This is a genomic window from Rhizobium sp. BT03, from assembly GCF_030053155.1.
Taxonomy (GTDB): domain Bacteria; phylum Pseudomonadota; class Alphaproteobacteria; order Rhizobiales; family Rhizobiaceae; genus Rhizobium.
The window spans coordinates 236,375-260,177 of sequence record NZ_CP125644.1 but is presented as its reverse complement, the minus strand read 5'-3'; the positions used below and the strand labels follow the sequence as shown (position 1 = coordinate 260,177).

Annotated in this window: 23 protein-coding genes; 16 read left to right on the top strand and 7 right to left on the bottom strand. The window is 62.8% G+C overall.

Features of this window, described 5'->3' with window-relative positions:
- Window positions 1-6 precede the first annotated feature (6 nt).
- The 7 genes from QMO80_RS30785 to QMO80_RS30755 all read left to right on the top strand — a co-directional run bounded on the left by QMO80_RS30785 (window position 7) and on the right by QMO80_RS30755 (window position 7,080).
- Window positions 7-564: a gluconokinase gene (locus tag QMO80_RS30785; RefSeq protein WP_283201342.1), complete on the top strand. Its 558-nt coding sequence runs from the start codon at window positions 7-9 to the stop codon at window positions 562-564.
- Complete coding sequence (locus tag QMO80_RS30780) at window positions 554-1,447, top strand: NAD(P)-dependent oxidoreductase (RefSeq protein WP_283201341.1); 894 nt, start codon at window positions 554-556, stop codon at window positions 1,445-1,447. Before QMO80_RS30785 ends, QMO80_RS30780 begins: the two co-directional genes overlap by 11 nt.
- A gap of 108 nt (window positions 1,448-1,555) precedes the next feature.
- Window positions 1,556-3,052: a sugar ABC transporter ATP-binding protein gene (locus tag QMO80_RS30775; RefSeq protein WP_283201340.1), complete on the top strand. Its 1,497-nt coding sequence runs from the start codon at window positions 1,556-1,558 to the stop codon at window positions 3,050-3,052.
- 18 nt (window positions 3,053-3,070) lie between these two features.
- Window positions 3,071-4,111 (top strand): ABC transporter permease, encoded by a 1,041-nt coding sequence (locus QMO80_RS30770; protein ID WP_054183589.1) that lies wholly within the window; start codon window positions 3,071-3,073, stop codon window positions 4,109-4,111.
- A gap of 50 nt (window positions 4,112-4,161) precedes the next feature.
- Entirely contained in the window at window positions 4,162-5,259 is a 1,098-nt protein-coding gene (locus tag QMO80_RS30765; RefSeq protein ID WP_003591827.1) for a substrate-binding domain-containing protein, read from the top strand.
- An 89-nt stretch (window positions 5,260-5,348) separates the two neighbouring features.
- Window positions 5,349-5,687, top strand: a complete 339-nt coding sequence (locus tag QMO80_RS30760; RefSeq protein ID WP_283201339.1) for a hypothetical protein — start codon at window positions 5,349-5,351, stop codon at window positions 5,685-5,687.
- Window positions 5,688-6,009: 322 nt separating this feature from the next.
- A complete protein-coding gene (locus QMO80_RS30755; RefSeq protein WP_283201338.1) occupies window positions 6,010-7,080 on the top strand; it encodes an LLM class flavin-dependent oxidoreductase in 1,071 nt (356 codons plus the stop codon).
- Window positions 7,081-7,111: 31 nt separating this feature from the next.
- Here QMO80_RS30755 and QMO80_RS30750 read toward each other — a convergent pair whose 3' ends face one another.
- On the bottom strand, window positions 7,112-8,710 hold the full coding sequence (locus QMO80_RS30750; protein ID WP_283201337.1) for a diguanylate cyclase: 1,599 nt from the start codon (window positions 8,708-8,710) through the stop codon (window positions 7,112-7,114).
- Between the two features lie 578 nt (window positions 8,711-9,288).
- On the opposite strand from QMO80_RS30750, the gene QMO80_RS30745 reads away from it, so the two are divergent.
- Window positions 9,289-11,259, top strand: coding sequence for a methyl-accepting chemotaxis protein (locus QMO80_RS30745; protein WP_283201336.1), 1,971 nt, complete (start codon window positions 9,289-9,291; stop codon window positions 11,257-11,259).
- A gap of 64 nt (window positions 11,260-11,323) precedes the next feature.
- Here QMO80_RS30745 and mctP read toward each other — a convergent pair whose 3' ends face one another.
- The 5 genes from mctP to QMO80_RS30720 all read right to left on the bottom strand — a co-directional run bounded on the left by mctP (window position 11,324) and on the right by QMO80_RS30720 (window position 15,834).
- Window positions 11,324-12,799: a sodium:solute symporter family monocarboxylate transporter gene (gene mctP, locus QMO80_RS30740; protein WP_283201335.1), complete on the bottom strand. Its 1,476-nt coding sequence runs from the start codon at window positions 12,797-12,799 to the stop codon at window positions 11,324-11,326.
- Entirely contained in the window at window positions 12,789-12,986 is a 198-nt protein-coding gene (locus QMO80_RS30735; RefSeq protein ID WP_283201334.1) for a DUF3311 domain-containing protein, read from the bottom strand. Before QMO80_RS30735 ends, mctP begins: the two co-directional genes overlap by 11 nt.
- A 248-nt stretch (window positions 12,987-13,234) precedes the next feature.
- A complete protein-coding gene (locus QMO80_RS30730) occupies window positions 13,235-13,906 on the bottom strand; it encodes a response regulator transcription factor (protein WP_283201333.1) in 672 nt (223 codons plus the stop codon).
- Window positions 13,903-15,288, bottom strand: a complete 1,386-nt coding sequence (locus tag QMO80_RS30725; RefSeq protein ID WP_283201332.1) for a cache domain-containing protein — start codon at window positions 15,286-15,288, stop codon at window positions 13,903-13,905. The genes QMO80_RS30730 and QMO80_RS30725 overlap by 4 nt, the downstream gene beginning before the upstream one ends.
- Before the next feature lie 81 nt (window positions 15,289-15,369).
- The gene (locus QMO80_RS30720) at window positions 15,370-15,834 is read right to left on the bottom strand and encodes an Lrp/AsnC family transcriptional regulator (RefSeq protein WP_283201331.1); all 465 of its coding nucleotides are present in this window, start codon (window positions 15,832-15,834) and stop codon (window positions 15,370-15,372) included.
- Between the two features lie 162 nt (window positions 15,835-15,996).
- Between QMO80_RS30720 and QMO80_RS30715 the strand changes: the two genes are divergently transcribed.
- The 8 genes from QMO80_RS30715 to QMO80_RS30680 all read left to right on the top strand — a co-directional run bounded on the left by QMO80_RS30715 (window position 15,997) and on the right by QMO80_RS30680 (window position 23,222).
- Window positions 15,997-16,776, top strand: coding sequence for an ABC transporter ATP-binding protein (locus QMO80_RS30715; protein ID WP_283201330.1), 780 nt, complete (start codon window positions 15,997-15,999; stop codon window positions 16,774-16,776).
- Between the two features lie 45 nt (window positions 16,777-16,821).
- Entirely contained in the window at window positions 16,822-17,595 is a 774-nt protein-coding gene (locus QMO80_RS30710; protein ID WP_064844115.1) for a transporter substrate-binding domain-containing protein, read from the top strand.
- A 12-nt stretch (window positions 17,596-17,607) separates the two neighbouring features.
- Window positions 17,608-18,333: an ABC transporter permease gene (locus tag QMO80_RS30705; RefSeq protein WP_283201329.1), complete on the top strand. Its 726-nt coding sequence runs from the start codon at window positions 17,608-17,610 to the stop codon at window positions 18,331-18,333.
- A 13-nt stretch (window positions 18,334-18,346) separates the two neighbouring features.
- Entirely contained in the window at window positions 18,347-19,036 is a 690-nt protein-coding gene (locus QMO80_RS30700; protein WP_283201328.1) for an ABC transporter permease, read from the top strand.
- Between the two features lie 75 nt (window positions 19,037-19,111).
- Complete coding sequence (locus QMO80_RS30695) at window positions 19,112-20,020, top strand: homocysteine S-methyltransferase family protein (RefSeq protein WP_283201327.1); 909 nt, start codon at window positions 19,112-19,114, stop codon at window positions 20,018-20,020.
- A gap of 176 nt (window positions 20,021-20,196) precedes the next feature.
- Window positions 20,197-21,315, top strand: a complete 1,119-nt coding sequence (locus tag QMO80_RS30690; RefSeq protein ID WP_283201326.1) for an ABC transporter substrate-binding protein — start codon at window positions 20,197-20,199, stop codon at window positions 21,313-21,315.
- 69 nt (window positions 21,316-21,384) lie between these two features.
- On the top strand, window positions 21,385-22,437 hold the full coding sequence (locus QMO80_RS30685) for an iron ABC transporter permease (RefSeq protein ID WP_283201325.1): 1,053 nt from the start codon (window positions 21,385-21,387) through the stop codon (window positions 22,435-22,437).
- A complete protein-coding gene (locus QMO80_RS30680) occupies window positions 22,434-23,222 on the top strand; it encodes an ABC transporter ATP-binding protein (RefSeq protein ID WP_283201324.1) in 789 nt (262 codons plus the stop codon). The genes QMO80_RS30685 and QMO80_RS30680 overlap by 4 nt, the downstream gene beginning before the upstream one ends.
- A 23-nt stretch (window positions 23,223-23,245) precedes the next feature.
- Here the strand turns inward: QMO80_RS30680 and QMO80_RS30675 are convergent, their stop codons facing one another.
- Window positions 23,246-23,683 carry a MarR family winged helix-turn-helix transcriptional regulator gene (locus QMO80_RS30675; protein ID WP_283201323.1) on the bottom strand — a complete coding sequence of 146 codons (438 nt, stop codon included), beginning with the start codon at window positions 23,681-23,683 and terminating at the stop codon, window positions 23,246-23,248.
- Window positions 23,684-23,803: the final 120 nt, after the last annotated feature.

Sequence of the window (23,803 nt, the reverse complement as noted above, 5' to 3'; positions counted from 1 at the left end):
GCGACGATGGAACTCGAGAAAGAAACATCGCCTTCGGCCGTCGTCGTCATGGGCGTGAGCGGCTGCGGCAAATCCTCGGTCGGAGCGGGCATCGCCGCGCGAAACGGCATGCGGTTCGTGGAGGGCGACCAGCTTCACCCGGCTCGCAATGTCGAGAAGATGGCGAAGGGCATACCGCTTACCGACGACGACCGCCTGCCCTGGCTCGACCGGATCGGCGCGGAAATAAAGACCGCGCAAGATGCATCGCGGGGATTGGTGATTTCGTGCTCGGCGCTGAAGAGAAGCTATCGGGACAGGCTGAGGCAGGCGGCAGGCGGGTACCTCGCCTTCGTTTTCCTGGAGGGAACGCGCGATCTGCTGCTGTCGCGGATGCAGGCCCGTCAGGGCCACTTCATGCCGGCGTCGCTGCTTGACAGCCAGCTGCAGACGCTGGAGCCGCCGACCGGTGAAGCCGGGGTGGTGACGGTGGCGGTCGAGAATGCGTTGGAGGATATTGTGGCGCTGGCTTGCAAAGGGCTGAGCGGCGTGGCGGTCAAGGGAGGAGATAATCATGCAGGATGACTATAGAGCAGACGTCGCCGTCATCGGCGCCGGTATCATGGGAACGGCGATCGTCACGCGACTGATCGAAACCGGCCACAAAGTATCAGTCTTCGATCTCGATGCCGAAAAGGTCGCGGCACTCACGGCCAAGGGTGCCCACGCGGCGAGTTCCGTGGAGAATGCGGTCTCGGCGTCGGAATTCTGCGTGCTCAGCCTCAATCACGCCAACATCGTGCGTGCCGTCGTCTTCGGCGAGAAGGGTGTGGCGGCGGCGGCAAGCGCCGACAAGCTGCTGATTGACATGTCCTCCATCGATCCCGCCGAGACGGTCGACATGGCGAAGCGGCTGCGTGCGGAAACCGGCATGGCATGGGTGGATTGCCCGTTGTCCGGCGGCGTGCCCGGCGCGCTTGGCGGAAAGCTGACGATCATGGCCGGCGGCAGCCCTGAGGATTTCGAACGGGCCCGCGTCGTGATGCGGCATCTTGCCTCCAATTACACGCTGATGGGCCAATCCGGCGCCGGGCAGACCACCAAGCTGATCAATCAGCTGTTTTGCGCCGTGCTGTTCCAAGCCGTCGCTGAAGCCGTCAAGCTCGCCGAAGCCGGCGGCGTCGAACCTTCTGCCATTCCGGCAGCCCTTGCGGGCGGCAGGGCGGACAGCCGGATATTGCAGGAATTCATGGCGAAATTCGCCGCCCGGGATTTCTCGCCGACAGGAAGAATCGACAACATGCTGAAGGACCTGGATTCGCTTCAGGCTTTCGCGCTGAAGACGAAGACGCCATTGCCGATGACCGGGGCGGTGGTCGAAATTCACCGACTGCTCTGTGCGGCCGGGCTTGGGCCGAAGGACTCGGCCGAGATGATGCGCCTTCTCGACGGGCTTCAGGCCGGCTGACGGCAATCTTCATTCGAAATTCGAGATTGTCATCTTTCCGCTTGACCACCCATGAATGTTATCGATAACATACAGCCAATGACAACCGCAGCTTTGGGAGGAGCCACAGTGGAAGCCAAGAGACTGCTGGAGTTCCAATCGATCACCAAGAGCTTCGGCGGCACGCAGGCGTTGCGTGACGTCTCGATCGATCTGCGCGAGGGCGAAATCCTGGCGCTGCTGGGCGAAAACGGCGCCGGCAAATCGACGCTGATCAAGACGCTCGCCGGCATCTACAAGCCTGATCACGGCGACATTCTGTTCCGCGGCCAAAGCTATCATCATCGCCCGCCCAAACCGAACGAGCGGCAGCCGGTCGCCTTCATCCATCAGGATCTCGGTCTGATCGAGTGGATGACGGTGGGCGAGAATATGGGCCTGTCGCAGGGCTTCTCGATGCGAAGCGGCCTGATCGACTGGGGAAGGACACAGGCGCGCGCCAAGGAAGCCTTGAAACTGGTCGGCTGCGATTTCGATCCGACGACGCGGGTCTCGGCTCTCTCACGCACCGAAAAGTCACTCGTCGCCATTGCCCGCGCACTTGCCGTCGAAGCCGATGTTCTGGTGCTCGACGAGCCGACGGCGAGCCTTCCCGCCGATGAAGTCGACCGGCTGTTCAATGCGATCCGCCCGCTGAAAGAGCGCGGCGTCGGCATGATCTACGTCTCCCACAGGCTGGACGAGATTTTCCGCATCGCCGATCGCGTCGCCGTGCTGCGCGACGGATGCATGGTCGGGCAGAAGCCGGTCAGCGAGACCACCCCCGATGAACTGGTGACGATGATCATCGGCCGCAGCGGCGACAGTCTCTTTTCCAAGGCCGAGATCAAGCCCGGCAAGGCGATCGTCGAGGTTCGTGACCTCGTCTGTGCCGGCACGAGCCCGATATCCTTCGATATCCGCGAGGGTGAGCTGCTCGGGCTGGTCGGATTGCGCGGCGCCGGCCAGGAACGGATCGGACGGGCGTTGTTCGGCTGTGAGCCCTTCAACGGCTCGGTCCTGCTGCATGGCCAGGCGCCCGATCTTTCCAGCCCGCGGCAGGCGATGGCCTCGGGCATCGGTCTGATTGCCCGTGACCGGACGGAGGAATCCGTCGCGCTCTCGCTTTCCATTCGGGAAAACACCTATCTCAATCCGGGCGCCGTCGGCCGCGGGCTTTTCTCCTTCCTGTCGCCGCGCGGCGAAGCCGATCTCGCCCATGCGATCGGCCACTCCGTCGGCCTCAGGCCGAACGATCCGGATCTGCCGGTGGAGGCGCTGTCGGGCGGCAACCAGCAGAAGGTGGTCGTCGGCCGCTGGCTGGCGACCGGCCGCAAGCTGCTGGTCGCCGAAGATCCGACCGCCGGCGTCGACGTCGGCGCGCGTGCGGAAATCTACCGGCTGATCACCCAGGCGCTGGAAGCCGGCCTTGCGGTCGTCGTGGTCTCGACGGATTTCGAGGAAATCGCCCATATCTGCCACCGCGCGCTGGTTTTCTCGCGCGGCAAAATCGTCAGCGAACTGACCGGAAGCGCTCTGACGACGGAGGCGGTCATCACAGCCGCCTCCGCATCGGAAGCAGCTTGAGCCATCGGGAGAACAGCCATGCAATCCATTGAATCCACCGCGCTGGAGCCGACCAAGAGCGAAATGGCCGGCCTGTCCACAGGCCAGAAGATCGGTCGTCTGATCCCGGTTTACGGGCTGGTGATCCTCACCCTCGGCCTGATCGTGATCTTCTCGATCCTTCTGCCGGATACGTTCCCGACCGTGCTGAACGTCCGCTCGATCGTGTCGGACAAGGCGATCATCGCGCTACTGTCGCTCGCCGCGATGATCCCGATGGCATCGGGCCGCATCGACCTGACTGTCGGCTATGGCATCGTGCTCTGGCACATTCTCGCCATCAGCCTGCAGACGGCTTACGGCCTGCCCTGGCCGGTCGCCGTCCTCATCGTCCTCGCGCTCGGCGTCCTCACCGGCTTCATCAACGGCCTGCTGGTCGAGGTCGCCAAGATCGACAGTTTTATCGCCACGCTCGGCACGGGAACCGTTCTCTACGCGCTTGCGCTTTGGCATACCGGCGGTCGGCAGGTGGTCGGCGTTCTGCCTGAGGGTTTCTATGCGCTAAACGGCACCATGCTGTTCGGCCTGCCGATCACCGGCTTCTACGTGCTGTTGATCGCGATCTGCATGTGGATCGTGCTCGAATACCTGCCGATCGGCCGGTATCTCTACGCGATCGGCGCCAATCCCAAGGCTGCGGCCCTCAACGGCATCCCGGTCCGCAAGTTCGTGATCGGCGCTTTTGTCACCTCCGGCCTGCTGGCGGCGCTGACGGGGGTTCTTCTCGCCTCGAAGCTGCGCATCGGCCAGGCGAGTGTCGGTCTCGAATATCTGCTGCCGGCGCTCGTCGGCGCATTCTTGGGATCGACGACGATCAAGCCGGGCCGGGTGAACGTCTGGGGCACCTTGATCGGCGTCATCATCCTGGCGGTCGGTATTTCTGGAATTCAGCAATTCGGCGGCTCGTTCTTCGTCGAACCGCTGTTCAACGGCGTGACACTGCTGATCGCCATCGGCATAGCAGGCTACGCCCAGCGCAAGCGCGGAGCTGTGAGGAGGATCACACCCGCATCCAAATGAGGATGCCGGCTCACCCGGCATTTCATAACAAACAAAATGGAGGAGTGAACATGAAGCGCAGGACTTTATTGCAGGCAACGGTCGCAACCGTCGCCGTTATGCTCAGCATGCCGGCCTTGGCCGATTCCATGGCCGACGCCAAGGCCGTGGTCGACAAATATGCCTCCAAGGTGAGCGCATGGGATGGCCCGACGAGCGGCCCCAAGGGCGCGAGCGGCAAGAACATCGTCATTCTTGCTGGCGATATGAAGAACGGCGGCATCCTCGGCGTCGTCAACGGCGTCCAGGAAGCGGCCGGCGCATTGGGCTGGACGGTGAAGGCGCTTGACGGCGCCGGCTCGATCGGTGGGCGAACGGCGGCTTTCGGCCAGGCGATGGCCCTGAAGCCCGACGGCATCATCATCAACGGCTTTGACGCCGTCGAGCAGAAGCCGGCGATGGAAGCAGCCAAGGCGGCCGGCATTCCGATGGTATCCTGGCACGCCGCCTCGGCCGTCGGCCCGGTTCCTGAGGTCGGCGTGTTCGCCAACGTCACCACCGATGCGATGGAAGTCTCGAAGTCTGCGGCGGATTGGGCCTTTGTCGATGCCGGCGGCAAGCCTGGCGTCATCATCTTTACCGACTCCACTTATGCGATCGCGATCGCCAAGGCTGATCGCATGAAGAAGGAGATCGAGGATCTCGGCGGCACCGTGCTCGAATATGTCGACACGCCGATCGCGGAAACCTCGCAGCGCATGCCGCAGCTGACCACCTCGCTGCTGCAGAAGTATGGCGCCAAGTGGACGCATTCGCTGGCGATCAACGACCTCTATTACGATTTCATGGGACCGTCTCTCGCTTCGGCCGGCATTGCCGGCGACGGGAAGCCGGTGAACGTCGCAGCCGGCGATGGTTCGGAGAGCGCCTATCAGCGCATCCGCGCCAAGCAGTTCCAGGCCGTCACGGTCGCCGAACCGCTTAACCTCCAGGGCTGGCAGCTCGTCGACGAGTTGAACCGCGCTTTCGCCGGCGCGCCTTGGTCGGGCTATGTCTCGCCGCTGCATGTGGTGACCAGCGCGAACGTCGAGTTCGACGGCGGGCCGAAGAACAGCTTCGATCCCGATAACGGCTATCGCGATCAATACAAGAAAATCTGGGGCAAATAAGCCTCCGATCAGGGCGTATCGACCGATACGCCCTCACCTCCCCGTATCCCCATCGATCCAGCTCCGGCGAGTTTTGGAAAAGAGAAGCCATGATCATTCGTTATGCTTTGTTTGAAGGCGAAATCCATCCCGGCCGGGAAGAGGAATTCCGCGACTTCGTGAAACAGCGGCTCGTCCCGCTCTGGACGAAATTTCCAGGCGCCGAGGAAGTCCGGGTGCTTGATGGAATGGAGCGCGACGAAGGCGCCCCGGTCTACGCCATGGCCCTGGCCATCCGTTATCCCGATATGGATGCGGTCAACACTGCACTTCTCTCCGACGTGCGCTTCGAGAGCCGCGAGGTCACCGGCGAACTGCTGCGGCTCTTCACCGGCAAGGTGCATCATCACGTCTTCCAGGCCAACGAATACCCGCCGGCCGCGGCCTGACGTCAGCGACTGAAATCTGCACGCCTCAAAGATCGAAGACTGAACCAGCCATAAGGCGCCTGCGGCAAACGTCTCAGGCGCCTTTCTGCATCTGCAGTCCTGCGGACGCCATGGTGCCTGTTGCCCGGGCTTTGGGACAATTTTTTATCGGCGGCGCCATTATTGAATTAAATAGTCTATAGTTTCAATAGATAATATCCCATCCTGCCCTGCATCGTTCCTGCATTTGCGCTTCAGGCCCAGCAGGTGCAGCCAGCCATATGATTTCCCGGAGGTCCGCCCTTCGGCCTCCTCTTCCAGCCAGGCAGAACCGCAATATCGCATGAGCAACCATTCCGAATTTCTCTGGTATATTCCGAACGACGTCAGACCCGGCCATCGCGGCGATTCCGCCGTCGAGAACCACAACAGCCTCGACACATTGACCAGCCACGCGAAGGCGCTGGAAGAGCATGGCTGGAAGGGCGCGCTCATCGGCACCGGCTGGGGCCGGCCCGACACCTTCACCGTCGCGGCCTCGCTTGCCGCGCGCACCACCAGCTTCGAGCCGCTGATTGCGATCCGGCCGGGTTATTGGCGACCGGCGAACTTCGCTTCCGCGGCGGCGACGCTCGACCATCTGACCGGCGGCCGGGTGCGGATCAACATCGTCTCGGGCAAGGATAATCTCGCTGCCTATGGCGACAGTGAAGGCGACCAGGCGCATCGCTATTCCAGGACCAAGGAATTCATGCGGCTGGTCCGCCGGTTGTGGACGGAGGAAAATGTCACGGCGGGAGGCGATCATTTCCGGGTCGCCGAATCCACCGTGGTGCCGCGTATCGCGGTCCGCGGCGATCGCCGTCATCCCAAATTCTATTTCGGCGGCGCCTCTGAGGCGGCTGAGCGGGTGGCGGCGGCGGAGGCCGATGTCCAGCTTTTCTGGGGCGAGCCGCTCGATGGGGTCCGGGAGCGGATCGGGCGGCTCAAGGGCCTGAGCCGGGAATTCGACCGCGATCTCCCGCCGCTCGAATTCGGGCTGCGGATAACGACGCTGGTCCGCGACACGACGGATGAGGCCTGGGCCGACGCCGAGGCGAAGGTCGCCGAGATGGCCAGGAGCAACGGCGCCGGCTGGCACGATCATCAACGCGTGCTCGCCGTCGGCCAGCAGCGGTTGCTGGCTCTCCATGAGCGCGGCGACGTCCTCGACGACAATCTCTATACCGCGCCGGGAAAATTCGGCGGCGGCGGGGCCGGCACCACCTGGCTGGTCGGCTCGGCGGCGGACGTCGCCCGCTCGCTGCGCAAATACCAGGATCTTGGCATCACGCACTTCGTGCTGTCCGACACGCCCTATCTCTCCGAGATCAAGCGGCAGGGCGATCAGCTTCTGCCGCTGCTGCACGGTTGAAGCCGGAGACGGCGGCGGCTGTGCGACAGCGTCAGGTCGCCGGCGCCACGCATCGGTTGCGGCCGGCATTCTTGGCGGTGTAGAGATTGGCGTCGGCCACCGGCAGCGCCGCCTCCAGGCTCTCGGCCAGGGACCAATCCGCCAGGCCGATGGAGCAGGTGACGTCAAGATTCGGGGCCACCTCGGACCAGTCGTGGTCCTGCACCCGCAGGCGCAGCCGCTCGGCAGCGGCAAAGGCGTCCACGGCCCGCGTATCGGGAAGCAGAAGCAGGAATTCCTCGCCGCCCATACGGATCGCCAGACCGCCTTCCGCGCCGGCATCGCCCAGCAATCCGCCAACGCGAGACAGGACGATATCGCCGATCGAATGGGAAAAGACATCGTTGATGCGCTTGAAATGGTCGATGTCGACCAGCATCAGGGCCGCCTGTGTGACGCCGGCGTCGACCCACTCCCGGCACCTGCGCTGCAATTCGCGGCGGTTGCCGAGACCGGTCAGCGGATCGGTGCGCGAGGCCAGCACCGCCTCGCGCTGTTCGGCGGCAAGCCGCAGGTTTTCCTCCAGCAGGCGCTCGCGCTCCAGACGGGCGCGGTCTTCCTTGCGGCGCATCGTCTCCAGATCGAGCGCAAGCTTCATCGTATGGGCGCGTGCCGAGGCAAGCCGCCGGTAATCCTCGACCACCAGCTCGTGATAGATCTTGTGATGGTCGAAGGCCGCCCGCCAGGCGCCGGCCATTTCGGCAATCCGGAAGCGCATGTAGAAGTGGCGCAGCTTCATGCGCGGCACGGCCAGAACCTGCTCCATCGCCTCGATGCCGGCAAGCAGCGACTGCGCTTCATCGAAAGCGCCCTGCCCTGCCAGAAGATAGGCGTACCAGTAGGAGGTCTCCGCCAGCAGCACGGCGTCCTCAGCGACGCGGGCGGCGGCGATGGCCGCGATATAACGGGCAGTCGCCACGGCATCGTCGCCGCGCGTCCATGCCAGAAGCCCGAGATAGCAATGGCATTCGGCAATCTCATAGCTGAGGTTTTCGGTTTGAGCCTCGGTCAGGATCGACTGCAGCTGCGCTTGCGTTCGCGCATGCAGGGCCTCGTCGATGTCCCGCCCGGCCAGCCGATGTTCGCCGAGTGCGCGCGCTGCCATGCGGCTGGCGATCGAGCGGGCAATCAGCACGGAGCCTTTGTCCAGGCCGCTCGTCTCGGCATAGTGCAGACTTTCGGCGGCGGCCTCGGCGGCGCGATCGAAGTCGTTCGAATCGAACAGGGCCACCGCATAGGCGGTGCGCGCCCGCCAATTGGCCAGGGGGTCCTGGCAGGACATGGTGCGTTTCTGGCAATCGGTCAGCAAGGCGAAACCGGTTTCCAGATCGCCGAGCGCCACGAGAATGCCGCCATGGACCGACTGCAGGGAAATGACGGCGGCCTGATCCTGGCAATATCGGAGCCAGGTTTCGGCGCGAAGGCAGATCTTCAGGCCTTCCGCCAGGGTCTCCTTGTTGAAATGGATCAGCGCCAGTCGATGTGAAACACGCAAGGCGCCGGCAACATCACCCGCTTCGAGGGCCGCCTCATAGGCTGTTTCCGCCATCTCGAGCGCTTCGCCGGTGCGGCATTCCCAGTCCAGCCGCACGGCACTGTCGAGCAGTTCCTGCCAGCTCGCTGGCAGGTACCGATCATGCCTTGACTCGGAAGACGCCCGTCGTGCCACCTCTGCCCCATTCTTTCCGCACCGCATAGTCTGCGAGAACTTCTAACAATTCTCAAAGAGGTGCGCTTAACGGCGAGCTTCATCCCTGAACATCGGTGCCGGCAAGTGGATTTAAGCGGTCCGTTTTGCAACAGGAGATGTGTGCCAATTCAAATCGGCAACTTGATGTACTCTTTCCCATGCGGACTTCGGACCATTTGTGCCGTAAAATGCGTCAAATTATACAAAAAGCGCAGCATAATGGCGCCCTGTCGGCTTCGTTTACACTCTTTAAAATATCTCCTCCTATTTTTAAGGATATCGGAGCGACGTTCTGAGGATCGTCACCTACGCCATGATGGCCGGCCAGGTATCCCGAAATCCCGCATGAAATCGACCTTGTTACCCTGACGCTCGCCCCGCTTTAGACGCGACGCGCGCAGTGGCAGCAGGCGGAGGCATTCGGGACAGATCCTGGTCACAGACATCTTTAAATCTCGCCGACACGATGGAGCGCGCGAATGAACAGCATGAAGAGTTTCGGGATCGCGATGCGTCTCGCCCTTGGTTTCAGCTTTCTGATCCTGCTGATGGCGGGCCTGAGCATCTACGCGACGGTACAGGTCGAGCACATCAACAGCAATCTTGGAACGATCAACGACGTCAATAGCGTCAAGCAGCGGTTTGCCATCAACTATCGCGGCAGCGTGCACGATCGGGCGATCGCCATTCGCGACGTGACCCTGGTGACCTCCGCGGATGAACGCAAGGCGGCCGAAGCCTTGATCGAAAAGCTGGCCGCCTCCTACGCCGAGAACGAAAAACGCATGGCGGAGATGGTTGCATCGCCGGCAGGGGCGACGGACCAGGAAAAGACCATTTTGAGCGAAATCGCCGACATCCAGGCGAAAACCAACCCCCTGGTCGCCCAGATCATTGCGCTGCAGGAAAAGGGCGATGGCGAGGCAGCCCGCAAGATCCTGCTCGAACAGGCGCGGCCGGCCTTCGTTGCCTGGCTCGGCGCCATCAACAAATTCATCGACTATCAGGAAGCGCTGAACAAATCGATCGGCGGCGAGGTTCGCAGCGCGGCAAGCGGCTTCAAGCCGCTCGTCCTGACGGCGCTCGGCATCGCGGCTCTTCTTTCGATCGTTGCCGCTGCCATTACATCGCGCACGATCGTCGGCCCGCTGGCAAAACTGCAGCTGTCGCTGAAGGCGATGGCGGAAGGCAATCTCGACGGCGATCGTCGCCTCGAAGCGCGCGGCGATGAGATCGGCAAGCTTGCCCGCGCCGTGGCCGGCCTGCGCGATGCCATTTCGGCAAAGGCCGAGCGGGAAGCCGACACGGAAGCCAAGCGGGCGGTCGCGGAACGGCATCGGCTCGAACAGGATGCCGATGAACGCCGCACCCTTGCCGAGCAGACGGACCGGGCGGTCGGTCAGCTCGGCGATGCGCTGCAGGCGCTCGCCGACGGCGACCTCACGCAGCAGATCGCCACGCCGTTCATTCCGTCTCTGGAAAAGCTCAGAGCCGACTTCAATGCCGCGGTCGAAAAGCTGCGCGCCGCCATGCAGAAGGTTTCCCAGAACGCCAGCGCCATTGCGGCCGGCGCGCAGGAGATCCGCTCCGCTTCGGATGATCTCGCCAAGCGGACCGAACAGCAGGCAGCCTCCGTCGAGGAAACCGCCGCCGCCCTGGAGGAGATCACCACCACCGTCGCCGATTCCAGCAACAGGGCTCAGGAAGCAGGCCAGCTCGTTCGCAAGACCAAGGACAATGCGGAGCGCTCGGGCAGCGTCGTCCGCGACGCGGTCGACGCCATGGGCAAGATCGAATCCTCCGCTACCGAGATCGGCAGCATCATCGGCGTCATCGACGAGATCGCCTTCCAGACCAACCTCTTGGCGCTGAATGCCGGCGTCGAGGCGGCCCGTGCCGGTGAAGCAGGCAAGGGTTTTGCCGTCGTTGCCCAGGAAGTGCGCGAATTGGCGCAGCGTTCCGCCAAGGCGGCAAAGGAAATCAAGGAACTGATCAACGCGTCGAACGGCCACGTGAAAAACGGCGTCGCCCTGGTTGGCGAAACCGGAAAAGCCCTGCAGGAGATTGCGACGCAGGTCCAGCAGGTCGACGGCAATGTCGGCGCCATCGTCGGTGCTTCGCAGGAGCAGGCGACCGGGCTGAAAGAAATCAATACCGCCGTCAACAGAATGGATCAGGGCACGCAGCAGAACGCCGCGATGGTGGAAGAAGCCACAGCCGCCGCCCACAGTCTTGCCAGGGAAGCCGATGCGCTGTTCCAGCTTCTGGGTCAGTTCAACATTGGCGGAGTAGCGGCGCCGAAGCGCATATCGCAGCCGGCCCCCGCAGCTCATCATGCTCAACCCGTGGCCTCGCCGGCACGCCAGATGATCGCCAAGGTGGGCAGGTCGTTCCAGGGGACGGCGACCCAGGGCAATACGGCATTGGCCGGTGATTGGGAAGAGTTTTGATCGCTGGAACGTTCTGCTGAAAACAAAATAACGAGGGGCAGCGTTTGCTGCCCTTCGTTTTTTCTTATGCCCGGGCCGGAACCTTGGCCGGAAGCATGGCATTGATCACCACCGCGACCGCGATGTTTGCCGCCAGCGCCAGCAGTCCGGTATAGACGGTGAAGGGTTCGCCGCCGAGGCTGATCATATGCAGCGGCTTCCAGCCGGCATCCCAGACGAGGTAGGTGCCGCCGCAGAAGCCGACGAACCAGCCGGCCAGCAGACCGGGTGCGCGGAACCAGTTGGTATAGAGGCCGAAGACCAGGGCCGGAAGCGTCTGCAGGATCCAGATGCCGCCGAGCAGCTGCAGGTCGAGGGCGAACTGTGTCGGCAGGAAGATGATGACGAGCAGCGCCCCGACCTTCACCACCAGCGACGTCACCTTCGCGACCTTGGCTTCGCCCGCATCGCTGACCTTGGGATCGACATAGGCCTTCCAGAAATTGCGGGTGAAGAGGTTGGCGGCGCCGATGCTCATCACCGCCGCCGGCACCAGTGCGCCGATGGCGATCGCCGCAAAGGCGAAGCCGGAGAACCAGCCCGAAAACAGCGTCTTGAACAGGGTCGGAACGACGTCATTGGCGCTGTCGAGCTTCAGGTTGGCGGCGTGGCCCATATAGCCGAGCAGGGCCAGCAGCCCGAGCAGCAGCGTATAGGCGGGCAGCATGATCGCGTTCTTGCGGATCGTCTTGCCGCTGTTGGAGGCGAAGATGCCGGTCAGCGTATGCGGATACATGAAGGCCGCGAGCGCCGAACCGAGAGCGAGCGTGGCATAGGCGACATACTGATTGCCGCCGAGCAGCAGATTGCCGGAGCCCTTGGCCTGGAAGGCCGCATCGGCCGAGGCGAAGACATTGGCGTAGCCGCCGAGCTTCGACGGGATGAGCGCGACGGCTGCGATCACCACGATGTAGATCATGATGTCCTTGACGAAGGCGATCAGGGCCGGCGCGCGAAGACCCGCCGAATAGGTATAGAGCGCCAGCACGATGAAGGCGATCGCCAGCGGCAGTTCGCCATGCAGCCCGAGCGCCTTCAGCACCGCCGTCATGCCGACGAGCTGGAGGGCGATATAGGGCATGGTGGCGATGACGCCGGTTGCCGCGACCGCGAGTTCGAGGCCGCGTGATCCGTACTGGCCGTGGACGACGTCGGCCGCCGTCACATAACCGAAATCCTTGGCGCGCTTCCACAGGACCGGCATGACCATGAAGACGAAGGGATAGACGACGATGGTGTAGGGCAGCGCGAAGAAGCCGTAGGCGCCGACCGTATAGACCAGCGCCGGGACGGCGATCACGGTATAGGCGGTGTAGAAATCGCCGCCGACGAGGAACCAGGTGATCCAGGTGCCGAAGTTGCGGCCGCCGAGGCCCCATTCATCGATATGGGCGAGCGTCTCGGGCTTGCGCCAGCGGCTGGCGACGAAGCCCATGACCGTGACGAGGACGAAAAAGAAGATGAAGACGGCAAGCGCCGTGCCGTTGATGTCAGTCGTCATGGCGAACGCTCCGATAAGCGATCCAGGTCAATGTCGCCGTGATCGGCACCCAGAGAAGCTGATACCAGTAGAAGAAGGGAAAGCCGAAAAGCGACGGCTCGCGGACATTGTAAAATGCCGGCCAGAGCAGACCTATATAAGGGATGATCAGCAGCCAGAGCGCTGCCTTGCTACGTGGTTTTTCCATGTCGGAATACCTTTCAGGCGCCGCGCACGGCGGTCGCCATGTTCCAGTTGTCGGCGTGGAAGGCGGGTCTGTCAGCCGGTCGCCGCGGCGGGCCCGGTTCGGGTCGCTCGAGCTTTTCCGTCCGATCGGAAGCTGATGTAACGCATGTGAATTCCTCCCAACGGCTTGGCACTTGGCCAGCCGCGAATGGAGTCCTAGGGCGTTGGTTTTATCCCCACAAGATGGGCGCAGAGCGGAAATACCAGGGCCTACCCAGAAGTGGGTAGGCGCGGATTTCCTTCGATTTTCGAGACGATGCCGTGGTCGAGTGCATAGCGGATCAGGCCCGCCGTGGTGGCGATGCCGAGCTTTTTCTTGAGGTTCTTGCGATGGGTTTCCGCCGTGGCGGCGCTTATCCCCAGCACTTCGGCGATCTCTCGGTTGCTCCGGCCGGCAACGATCAGCCCGAGAGTGTCGCGCTCACGCGGCGTCAGGGGATCGCTCCCCTCCTCCGCGCGGTCGCCCATCAGGGCGTCGAAGACGCCGGAGGAGAAATAGGTGCCGCCATCGGCGACGGTTTCGATGGCGCAGACGATTTCATCAGTCGAGACGTCCTTGAGGACGTAGCCGGCGGCGCCATGCATGACCGACGAGGAAATATATTCGCGGCTGTCATGCATGGAGAGCATCACGACGCGGGCCTGCGGAAGTTCGTTGCGGAACAGTTCGATCGCATCGATGCCGCTGAGCTTCGGCATGTTGATGTCCATCAGCACCACCTGCGGCTGGATCTGCCGGGCGATGTCGAGGCCGGTTTGCGCCAAGCCCGCAGTGCCGGCGACTTCGATATGATCGAAGGTTTCGAGCACGGCCTTCAGCCCGTCCAGCACCAGCGGATGGTTGTCGATCAGCAGCACCTTGATTTTCGGGCGTTCCGTCATGCGGCTTCCGCCTGCTTGCCGGCGGCAAGATTGGCCGATCTCGGCATCATCGCCGTCAGCGTCGTGCCGGCCTCGCTGCTGTTGATGAGCAGCAGGCCGCGGAAGTGCGCCATCCGCTCCTGCATGTTGCGCAGGCCGAGGCCTGCGCCGCCGGACGCGCCACCCCCGGCGCCATCGAAGCCGGTGCCATTGTCGGAGATGGTCATGCGGGCGCGGCCGCCGTCGTTCCAGAGCTTGACCGAGAGCTTCGAGGCGCCCGAATGCCGCTCGACATTGTTGAAGGCCTCCTGGGCGACGCGATAAAGGGCGGTACTGGCTTCCGCCTTGAGCATGCCTGTGAAGCCCGAGGCGTCGATCTCCGTCTCGATCCCGGTCCGTTCGGCAAAATGATGACAGAGTGCCTCCAGCGCCGCCGTCAGGCCAAGATCGTCGAGCACGCGGGGCCGCAGATCATGCGAGAGCAGCCGTATTTCCTTGATGGCACCGTTCAGCGCCTCGACGCCGCGCTCGATGGTCAGCGCCGCATCGTCGACATTGGTCCTGACCTTGCGGCCGGCGAGGTCCATTGCGTAACGCACGCCGAGAAGGGTCTGGGAGATGCCGTCATGCAGTTCGCGCGCCAGCCGCGTGCGCTCCTCTTCCTGGGTGTCGATGACCCGCTGCGTCAGCTCCTTCAGCCGGCCGTCGGCCATGCGGCGCTCATGGAAGGTCAGCAGCATGCAGGTGGTGAACACGACGAGCACCGCGGGCACGGCGATCAGCGCGACGATGACGAAGGTCCGTCTGATGTTGGCGCGCATTACTTTGTTGGCGGCGGCACTCTGGGCAAAGACGTCATCCAGATAGACGCCGGTGCCGACGACCCAGTGCCATTTGTCGAGGCTGACGACGAAGGAGAGCTTGTCGGCGATCTGCCCGGTCGACGGCTTCTGCCATTTGTACTGGTGCAGGCCGCCGCCCGCCTTGGCCGTAGCGATCAGTTCGGCGATGACCTTGTCGCCATCCGGGTCGGTGAGATCGAGCCAATTGTGCCCATGCCGGAAACTCTGGCGCGGATGGACGATATTGTTGCCATCGTAATCATAGACGAAGAAATACCCGTCCTTGCCGTAGTCGAGCGAGGTCAGAATTGCCGCCACCTGCGCCTTGGCGGCCTCGTCGTCGGCCCCGGCCTTGTCATAGATCGTCTGGATGGCCGACAGCGCAAGATTGGTCAGGTTGAGGATCTCGGCCTCTTTGGTCTTCAGCATGTTCTGCTCGAACGTATCGATGCTGTTCTTGGCGAGGTTTGCCGATTGCCAGGTGATGAAGGTGGTGATCGCAAGGATCGAAATGACCAGCGGGACGATCGCCAATGCGATGATCTGGTGTCGTAGCGTCAACGGTCATTCCTCCCAAGGATCTGCGCCCGGAATTATGCCCTTTGTCCCATCTGAGTCCAGCCGCCTGCCCGACCGCGATCGCTATTCCAGCGGCACGAACAGGCCGAGCTTGACGTCGCGCAGCACGACATTGGTGTGCATGCGGCGGATCTGCGGATTGTCAGCCATGATCAGGGCGGCGATGTCGTCATAATGCTCGACGTCGCGGGCGGTGACGATGGCGATCAGATCGACCGCGCCGGTGACGTAATAGACCTGCTGGATATGATCCTGCTTCTCCGCCCACAACCGAAACTTCGCCAAAGCGTCGTAATTGTCCCGCTCGATCTCCATGCCGACGATGAACACCATCGATGTTCCCGTCGCCTTCCTGTCGACGACGGCGACCTCGGCCTTGATGATCCCCTCCTCGCGCAGCCGTTTCAACCGCCGCTGCACGGCCGAGACCGACAGGCCGACCCGTTCGGCAATCGTTTCGGCCTTCAGCTGGCAGTCGCGCTGAACGAGATCGAGGATGTCACGGTCAAAACGATCCAGCTGTTCCATTGTCCAGTCCCATTTCAGCTGCGGCACATCATACTTTCTGCCGCGTTCGATGCGCGAAGAAGATTATTTTGCACAAAATATGCAAAAGAGGTGATAATTGCGCGAAAAAACCGCGTTCTTTTATCATTATCCTTTGCAAACTCAGTTCAGCCGGACCCATGCATGTCGGATCAACCCTTTCCTGCTCTTCGCGTCGAAGATCTTCATAAAAGCTTCGGCTCGCAACAGGTTCTCAAGGGTATCTCGACCGAGGCCCACAAGTCGGATGTGATCTCTATTATCGGCTCGTCCGGCTCCGGCAAGAGCACGTTTCTCCGATGCATCAATTTTCTGGAAACGCCGGATCGCGGCCGTATTGCCGTGAACGGCGAGGAGGTCGCGCTGAAGACCGGCCGCGGCGGGCGGCTGCAGCCGCAGAGCTGGCGGCAGATCGAACGGCTGCGAACGGGGCTCGGCATGGTGTTTCAGAGTTTCAATCTCTGGGCTCATCGCACCGTATTGGAAAACGTCATCGAGGCGCCGGTGCATGTCATGGGCATGTCGAAGCGTGAGGCGATCGAAAAGGCGGAAGCCCTGCTCCACAAGGTTGGGCTCTTCGACAAGCGTGACGTCTATCCCGCCTTTCTCTCCGGCGGTCAGCAGCAGCGGGCGGCGATTGCGAGGGCGCTCTGCGTCGATCCCGCCGTCATGCTGTTCGACGAGCCGACATCGGCGCTCGATCCGGAGCTGGTCGGCGAGGTCCTCAAGGTCATCCGCGATCTCGCGGAAGAAGGCCGCACCATGCTGATCGTCACGCATGAAATGCGCTTCGCCCGGGATGTGTCGAGCCGCGTTCTCTTCCTGCATCAGGGGCTGATCGAGGAGGAAGGCCCGCCCGAGCAGATATTCGGCTCGCCGGTCAGCGCCCGCTGCCGGGACTTCACCCGTCTCGGCGCCCACTGATGCGCATCCATCATCGATAACACACGAACCAGGAGAATCCTGCGAATGAAACTGCTTCCCATGCTTTTCGCCGGCGCGGCCCTTGCGCTTTCCGCCGTCACCGCGCAGGCCGAAGTCCGCTTCGGCGTCATGAACGAATCCTACCCGCCCTTCTTCGCCAAGGATGCCTCCGGTGAGTGGCACGGATGGGAAATCGACCTCATGAACGCCGTCTGCACGGAGATGAAGGAGAAATGCTCGATCGTCGACATTTCCTGGGACGGTCTCATTCCGGCGCTTCAGAGCAAGAAGTTCGACGTGATCTGGTCGTCGATGTCGAACACCGCCGAACGTTCGAAGGTGATCGACTTCACCGACAAATACTACAACACGCCGAGCACCCTGATCGGCCCGAAGGACCAGAAGCCGGGCGCCACCGCCGAAGACGTGAAGGGCAAGACCATCGGCATCCAGGTGTCGACGATCCAGTCTGAATATTACAAGAAGTATTTTGCCAATGCTGCCGAGGAGAAGACCTACCAGACGCTCGACGAGGCTTTCCAGGATTTGGCCTCCGGCCGTATCGACTACGTCTTCGGCGATTCCTTGGCGCTCGACGCGTTCCTCAAAAGCGACGGCGGCAAGGATTGCTGCGCCAAGATGGGCGATGTCGCCGACGACAAGGAAATTCTCGGAGCCGGCGTTTCTGGCGGGTTGCGCAAGGAAGATACTGAGCTGAAAGCCAAGCTGAATGCGGCGATCGCTGCCGTTCGCGCCAACGGCCAGTACGACGCGATCACCAAGAAATACTTCGACTTCGACATCTACGGCGCGAAGTAAGCACTGCAAAAAATGGCGACCGCGCAACAAGGCATTCTGGATCTGCTGTCTCCCTATCCTCCGGGATGGGGCGGCGTTCTTCTGGCAGGTGCTGTCTCCACGGTCGCCATCTCGGCTTGCGCCTTTGCCATCGGCCTGCTGCTCGGCACGGGCGGCGCGCTCGGAAAACTTTCCGGCAATCGAGCACTGCGCCTGCTGCTCGATCTCTACACCACGCTCATCCGCGCCGTTCCCGAACTGATCCTCATCGTCGGGCTTTATTATGCCGGCACCGACGGCCTCAACCGGCTGCTGGCGGCACTCGACCTGCCGCCGGTCAATGTGAACGGCTTCGTCGCCGCCGTCGCGGTGCTCGGCTTCGTGCAGGGCGCCTATATGACCGAGGTGCTGCGCGGCGCGATCCTCGCCATCCCCACCGGCCAGATCGAAGCGGCGAAGGCCTTCGGCATGGGGCCGATGCTGCGCTTCCGCCGCGTTCTGCTGCCGGCGCTTTTGCCGAACGCGCTGCCGGGGCTTGCCAATCTCTGGATGTCGATCACCAAGGACAGCGCGCTGGTCGCGGTCGTCGGCTACCAGGAACTGGCACTCGCCACCCGCCTTGCCGGGGCAAGCACCAAACATTATTTCGTGTTTTTCCTGGCTTCCGCCTTTCTCTACCTCGCCATCACCCTCGCTTCCAACGTCGTCTTCAGACTGATCGAGGGACGCGTGCGGCGGGGGCAGCCACGTCTTGCCTGAGGAAGCCGCGCCCATGAGTTTCACCTGGATCTCTTCCTACTGGCCGCTTCTTCTGACCGGCGCCTGGCAGACCGTGTCCCTGCTGGTCATCTCCGTGGTGTTCGGTTTCATCCTCGCCATCGGTCTCGCCTTCGCGCAGGTCAGTGGCGGCAGGCTGACGCGGCTGCTTGCCCGCGGCTACTGCACCTTCTTCCGCGGCACGCCGCTGCTGATCCAGCTGTGGCTTCTCTATTACGGCGTCGGCTCGCTGCTGCCGATGATCCCCGGCATCCGCCAGAGCCTGTTCTGGCCGATCCTGCGCGAGGGCTTCTTCTTTGCCGCCGTCAGCTTCACGCTGAATTATGCCGCCTATGAGGCGGAGGTTTTGCGCGGCGCCCTGCTTGCCGTTCCCAAGGGTGAGCTCGAAGCCGGCCGGGCCTTCGGCCTGTCGCCCTGGAAATTGACCCGGCGCATCTGGCTGCCGCGCGCCATCCGTATCGCCCTTCCGACCATTGCCGGAGAGATCGTCATGCAGCTGAAAGCGACGCCGCTCGCCTTCACGGTGACGGTGATGGATCTCTATGCCGTGGCCAACAAGGTTCGCCAGGACACGCTGCTCGTCTATGAGCCGCTGCTGGTCGTCACCCTCTTCTATCTCGCCCTGACCGCCGTCATCGCCCGCATCTTTCGAGGTCTCGAAGCGCAAGTGCCGGTCCGGCGTTAGGCGGGCGGACATTCCCCACCTTGTTTTTAAAGCCCGCCGCCGGTGACGGCGCGACAGCCCGAATGGAGACCCTTCATGAGCACGACACGAATTCTAGATGGCGGCATGAGCCGCGAGCTGCTGCGGCTCGGCGCCGAATTGAAGCAGCCGGAATGGTCGGCTCTCGCGCTGATCAACTCGCCGGATATCGTCCGCGAGGTGCACAAGGAATTCATCGCCGCCGGCTCTGAGGTCATTACGACCAACAGCTATGCGCTGGTGCCCTTCCATATCGGCGAGGAGCGGTTTGAAAATGAGGGCGCGGCGCTGATCCGCCTTGCCGGCCGCTTGGCGCGCGAGGCGGCCGATGCCCTCACCGATCGCAAGGTGCTGGTCGCCGGCTCGCTGCCGCCGATCTTCGGTTCCTACGAGCCGCAGAATTTTCAGCCATCGCGGGTGCAGGATTATCTCAAGGTGCTGGTCGAAAACCTCGCACCCTTCGTCGATGTATGGCTCGGCGAGACCTTGAGCCTGATCGCCGAAGGCGAGGCTGTCCGCCAGGCGGTGGCGGCATCGGACAAGCCGTTCTGGATTTCCTTCACACTGGCGGATGACGCGGCGGATATCGAAAGCGGCGAACCGAGGCTTCGGTCCGGCGAAAGCGTCGAGGCAGCCGCGTCCTGGGCGGTTTCGTCAGGCGCCGAAGCCTTCCTGTTCAACTGCAGCAAGCCTGAAGTCATGCGCGCGGCCGTCGAGGCGGCGGCGGGCGTGTTCCGCAAGGCGGACGCCCAGATCGAAATCGGCGTCTATGCCAACGCCTTTGAGGGAGAACAGGGCGAATCGGCCGCCAATGAAGGCCTGCACGATACCCGCGACGACCTGAACGACGACGTCTATTCGCGCTTTGCCTGCTCCTGGGTCGAGGCCGGCGCCACGATCATCGGCGGTTGCTGCGGCATCGGGGCAGCTCATATCCATCGCCTCGGCAAGACGCTTTCGCGCTGAGACGATAGGCGGCGGTCGTCAGCCGCCGCTGTCACCCATCGACGGGGAGGGTGCGCGCCGTTATTCCCAGTGCCGAAACCTAAGTTTTCCAGGTGAAAAGCCTGCTCGATAAATAACTTGATTTATTTGATCACCTTTTATAACTCGACCTCGTATTTAACCGATGGAAGGTCGTCATGAATTTTAGATCCGGAGCCGGCTGGCTTATTGCCTCGTTTGTTTCTATTTCCGCTGTTTTCTTCGCCCCCTCCGCCATGGCAGAGCAGAAGACGATCACCGATGTGATCGGCCGCCAGGTGAAGGTCGATCTTCCGGCCAAGCGCGTCGTTCTCGGCTTCTATTTCGAAGACTACATGGCCGTCGGCGGCGAGAAAGCCTATGATGCCGTCGTCGGCATTTCCCGTGAGGCATGGGAAGGCTGGGTTCCTGCAAACTGGAAGATGCACCTTGCCCACCGCCCCTCGCTCGGCGACATCGCCGATGTCGGCGAAGTGGAAGCGCAGACCTTTTCCATCGAGAAAGTGCTGAGCCTCAATCCCGATCTGGTCATCCTTGCCGACTGGCAGTACCAGGCGCTCGGCCAGGACGCCCATCGTTTGGAAGAGCAAGGCATTCCTGTCGTGGTTGTCGACTATAACGCCCAGACGGTCGAACGCCATGTCGCTTCGACCCAGCTTTTCGGGCAGCTGACCGGCCAGGACGCACGCGGCAAGGAGATCGCCGATTTCTACGCCGGTGCGCTGAAGGACATCGCCGACCGCGTTGCTGCATCGGGCAAGCCGAAGCCGAAGGTCTATGTCGAATTCGGCAATAAGGGGCCGGCGGAATATTCCTTCACCTATGGCAAGAACATGTGGGGCGCCATGTCCACCGCTGCCGGCGGCGACAATATCGCAGCACCCTTCGTCGAATGGTGGGGCCCGATCAATCCGGAGCAGGTCCTGGCGTCCAAGCCCGACGCCATCTTCATTTCCGGCCGTGAGAACAACAAGAGCGAGACCGCCCTGCCGATGGGGCAGGGTGTGAAGGCCGACGAAGCCCGCGAAAAGCTGAAGGCCTTCGAAACCCGCCAGGGCTGGAGCGAACTGCCAGCCGTCAAGAACGGCCAGCTCTTCGGCGTCTATCAGGGCGCGTCCCGCACGATCTCGGATTTTGCGATGGTGCAGTATATCGCCAAGCAGCTCTATCCCGAGCAGTTCAAAGACCTCGACCCCGTTGCCGACTATCTCGGCTATTACAAGAAATATCTGCCGGTGGTTCCAGAAGGCACCTTCGCCATCGCCGTCAAGGGTTGATCCTGACGGGCCTAGCTCTGCGAGCGCCATGTTTCATGGCGCTCGTTTTCCGTTGAAATGGGTTTTTGGATGACAGTCACCGCCCGCAATGCCGAAGCGATCGGCGCGCACAGGCTGCGTGAACGCAGGCGCTGGCGCAGCCTTCTGATTTTCGTGGCTCTGACGGCGATCTGTCTCGTTCTCGATATCGCGACAGGCCCGTCGCTGCTGTCGCCGGCGGAAGTGCTGCGGTCGCTCACTGGGCTCGGCGAGCGGGCGGCGATGACCGATTCCATCGTTCGCGGCCTGCGCCTGCCCATGGCGCTGATGGCGCTTGCCGTCGGTGCTGCGCTCGGGGCCGGCGGCGCGCAGATGCAGACGCTTCTCAACAATCCGATGGCGAGCCCCTATACGCTCGGCATGGCGGCTGCGGCCGGGTTCGGAGCAGCACTGGTTCTGGCGCTCGGCGGCCTTGGCCTCGATGCGATGGTGGCCGTGCCGCTCGGCGCTTTCGTCTTCTCCATGCTGGCGGCGCTCTTTCTCTTCACGCTGGCTTCGATGCGCCGCATGACGACGGAAACCATCATTCTCGGCGGCATCGCCCTTCTCTTCCTGTTCCAGTCGCTTCTGTCGCTTATCCAGTTCCTCTCCTCGCCGGAGCTGTCGCAGCAGATCTTGTTCTGGCTGTTCGGCAGTCTGACGAAAGCGACCTGGCCGACACTCGGCCTGACCGCGGCCGTAACATTCGTCTGCTGCGCCATGCTGATGGCGGATTCCTGGAAGCTGGCGGCCCTGCGCACGGGCGAGATGCGGGCTGCAAGCCTCGGCGTCAATGTTCGGTTCTTGCGCATGAAAGTCCTCGTCATCGTTGCGATCATGACGGCGACCGCCACCAGTTTCGTCGGCGTGATCGGCTTCATCGGCCTCGTCGCCCCGCACATCGCCCGCATGACGGTCGGCGAGGATCAGCGTTTCTTCCTGCCGATGTCCGTCGTCAGCGGCGCGTTGATGCTGTCGGCCGCCTCCGTCGTGTCGAAGTCGATCATCCCCGGCGCGCTGTTTCCCGTCGGCATCGTCACCGCCATCGTCGGTGTGCCGTTCCTGCTGTGGTTGATCTTCGCGCCGAAAAGGAACGGCGCATGATCCGCCTCGAAAACATCGCCATCGAGCGCGGCGGGCAGAGAATTGTGTCCGGTGTCGATACCTGCCTGGAGGCCGGCAAGATCCACGCCGTCATCGGTCCCAACGGCACGGGCAAGACCACGCTTCTGCGGGCGCTCTTCGGCGACCTGCCGCTCGCCGAAGGCAGGGTCGCGCTCGGCGGGGACAGTCTTTCCGCCGGACGCACAGGCGCGCGGGCGCTGAAATCGTGGCGCGAGAGCTTCGCCTATATGCCGCAGGACACCGCGACGGATATTGCGCTCACCGTTCTCGAAGTGGTGGTTCTCGGGCGCCTTGGCCGGCTTTCGCTGCATATCGACGACGAAACGCTCGACATGGCGATGACGCGGCTGTCGCAGGCCGGCATCGCCCATCTTGCCGGCCGCGACATCGCGTCGCTCAGCGGCGGACAACGGCAGATGGCGCTGTTTGCCCAGGTGCTGATGCGCGCGCCGAAAGTCATGCTGCTGGACGAGCCCGTCAGCGCGCTCGATCTGAAGCATCAGATCGCGCTGCTCGACCTGGTGCGCCGGGAAACCCGCGCCAATGGCTGGGTGACGATGGTCGTGCTGCACGATCTCAATCTGGCCTGCCAGTATGCCGACAACCTGCTGGTGATCGCCGAGGGAAGGATGAAGGCGAGCGGTCATCCGCAATCGATCGTCACACCGTCGCTCATTGCACGGACCTATGGCGTGGAGGTCGAGGTGCTGCGCGATCAGCGCGGTCAGCCCGTCATTCAGCCGCTGGTCGCCGAGACTGTGTGAGGGCCGCCGCAACGCGGCCGCGTTCATTCCGCTTTCGGCGCCGTCTTCTGCAGCTCGAGCAGAAGCTCGATCAGTTTCGGCGCCATCACCCTGATTTCTGAAAGATGGACCGCGCTCAGCCTCGTCAGAAGCTCGTCGGCCTTCTCGGTCAGGAGCAGCGTCTGGCGGCGCCGGTCGGCCGGATCGGCATGGCGTTCGACCAGTCCGGCATCCGACAGCCGCCCGACGAGCTCGGTCGCCGTATGCGGCGCGATGATCAGCCGCTCGGCCAGCATGCCGATGGTCATCGCTTCGCCGCCGCGTTGCCCCTTGATCGCCAGCAGCGCCTGATGCTGCTGCACGGGCAGTCCTTCCGACTGGGCGGCAGAGGCGCTGAAGTCCATGAACTGGCGAAGCGCGAACCTGAGGTCGGCGAGCGCCTCGTAATCCTCCTGCCTCAGCGGCGGCGGGGTTTTCTTCACACTTGTTCTCCTCTGCGCTTGGTTCGCTGGAGGCGATCCTGCGCGCGCTGTTGCCATCCCGAATAGTCGGGCGGCCGCCGGCCGGTCAAGTGAGGCATCTTCCGAGACACTTTCGCCTTC

Excerpts from the sequence above, each read along its gene's own strand:
- QMO80_RS30745 (WP_283201336.1), top strand. The coding sequence starts at position 9,289 with ATGAACAGCATGAAGAGTTTCGGGATCGCGATGCGTCTCGCCCTTGGT.
- QMO80_RS30680 (WP_283201324.1), top strand. The coding sequence starts at position 22,434 with ATGATCCGCCTCGAAAACATCGCCATCGAGCGCGGCGGGCAGAGAATT.
- QMO80_RS30770 (WP_054183589.1), top strand. The coding sequence starts at position 3,071 with ATGCAATCCATTGAATCCACCGCGCTGGAGCCGACCAAGAGCGAAATG.
- QMO80_RS30785 (WP_283201342.1), top strand. The coding sequence starts at position 7 with ATGGAACTCGAGAAAGAAACATCGCCTTCGGCCGTCGTCGTCATGGGC.
- QMO80_RS30715 (WP_283201330.1), top strand. The coding sequence starts at position 15,997 with ATGTCGGATCAACCCTTTCCTGCTCTTCGCGTCGAAGATCTTCATAAA.
- QMO80_RS30720 (WP_283201331.1), bottom strand. The coding sequence starts at position 15,834 with ATGGAACAGCTGGATCGTTTTGACCGTGACATCCTCGATCTCGTTCAG.
- QMO80_RS30685 (WP_283201325.1), top strand. The coding sequence starts at position 21,385 with ATGACAGTCACCGCCCGCAATGCCGAAGCGATCGGCGCGCACAGGCTG.
- QMO80_RS30755 (WP_283201338.1), top strand. The coding sequence starts at position 6,010 with ATGAGCAACCATTCCGAATTTCTCTGGTATATTCCGAACGACGTCAGA.
- QMO80_RS30735 (WP_283201334.1), bottom strand. The coding sequence starts at position 12,986 with ATGGAAAAACCACGTAGCAAGGCAGCGCTCTGGCTGCTGATCATCCCT.
- QMO80_RS30695 (WP_283201327.1), top strand. The coding sequence starts at position 19,112 with ATGAGCACGACACGAATTCTAGATGGCGGCATGAGCCGCGAGCTGCTG.
- mctP (WP_283201335.1), bottom strand. The coding sequence starts at position 12,799 with ATGACGACTGACATCAACGGCACGGCGCTTGCCGTCTTCATCTTCTTT.
- QMO80_RS30730 (WP_283201333.1), bottom strand. The coding sequence starts at position 13,906 with ATGACGGAACGCCCGAAAATCAAGGTGCTGCTGATCGACAACCATCCG.
- QMO80_RS30690 (WP_283201326.1), top strand. The coding sequence starts at position 20,197 with ATGAATTTTAGATCCGGAGCCGGCTGGCTTATTGCCTCGTTTGTTTCT.
- QMO80_RS30700 (WP_283201328.1), top strand. The coding sequence starts at position 18,347 with ATGAGTTTCACCTGGATCTCTTCCTACTGGCCGCTTCTTCTGACCGGC.
- QMO80_RS30710 (WP_064844115.1), top strand. The coding sequence starts at position 16,822 with ATGAAACTGCTTCCCATGCTTTTCGCCGGCGCGGCCCTTGCGCTTTCC.
- QMO80_RS30760 (WP_283201339.1), top strand. The coding sequence starts at position 5,349 with ATGATCATTCGTTATGCTTTGTTTGAAGGCGAAATCCATCCCGGCCGG.
- QMO80_RS30765 (WP_003591827.1), top strand. The coding sequence starts at position 4,162 with ATGAAGCGCAGGACTTTATTGCAGGCAACGGTCGCAACCGTCGCCGTT.
- QMO80_RS30705 (WP_283201329.1), top strand. The coding sequence starts at position 17,608 with ATGGCGACCGCGCAACAAGGCATTCTGGATCTGCTGTCTCCCTATCCT.
- QMO80_RS30780 (WP_283201341.1), top strand. The coding sequence starts at position 554 with ATGCAGGATGACTATAGAGCAGACGTCGCCGTCATCGGCGCCGGTATC.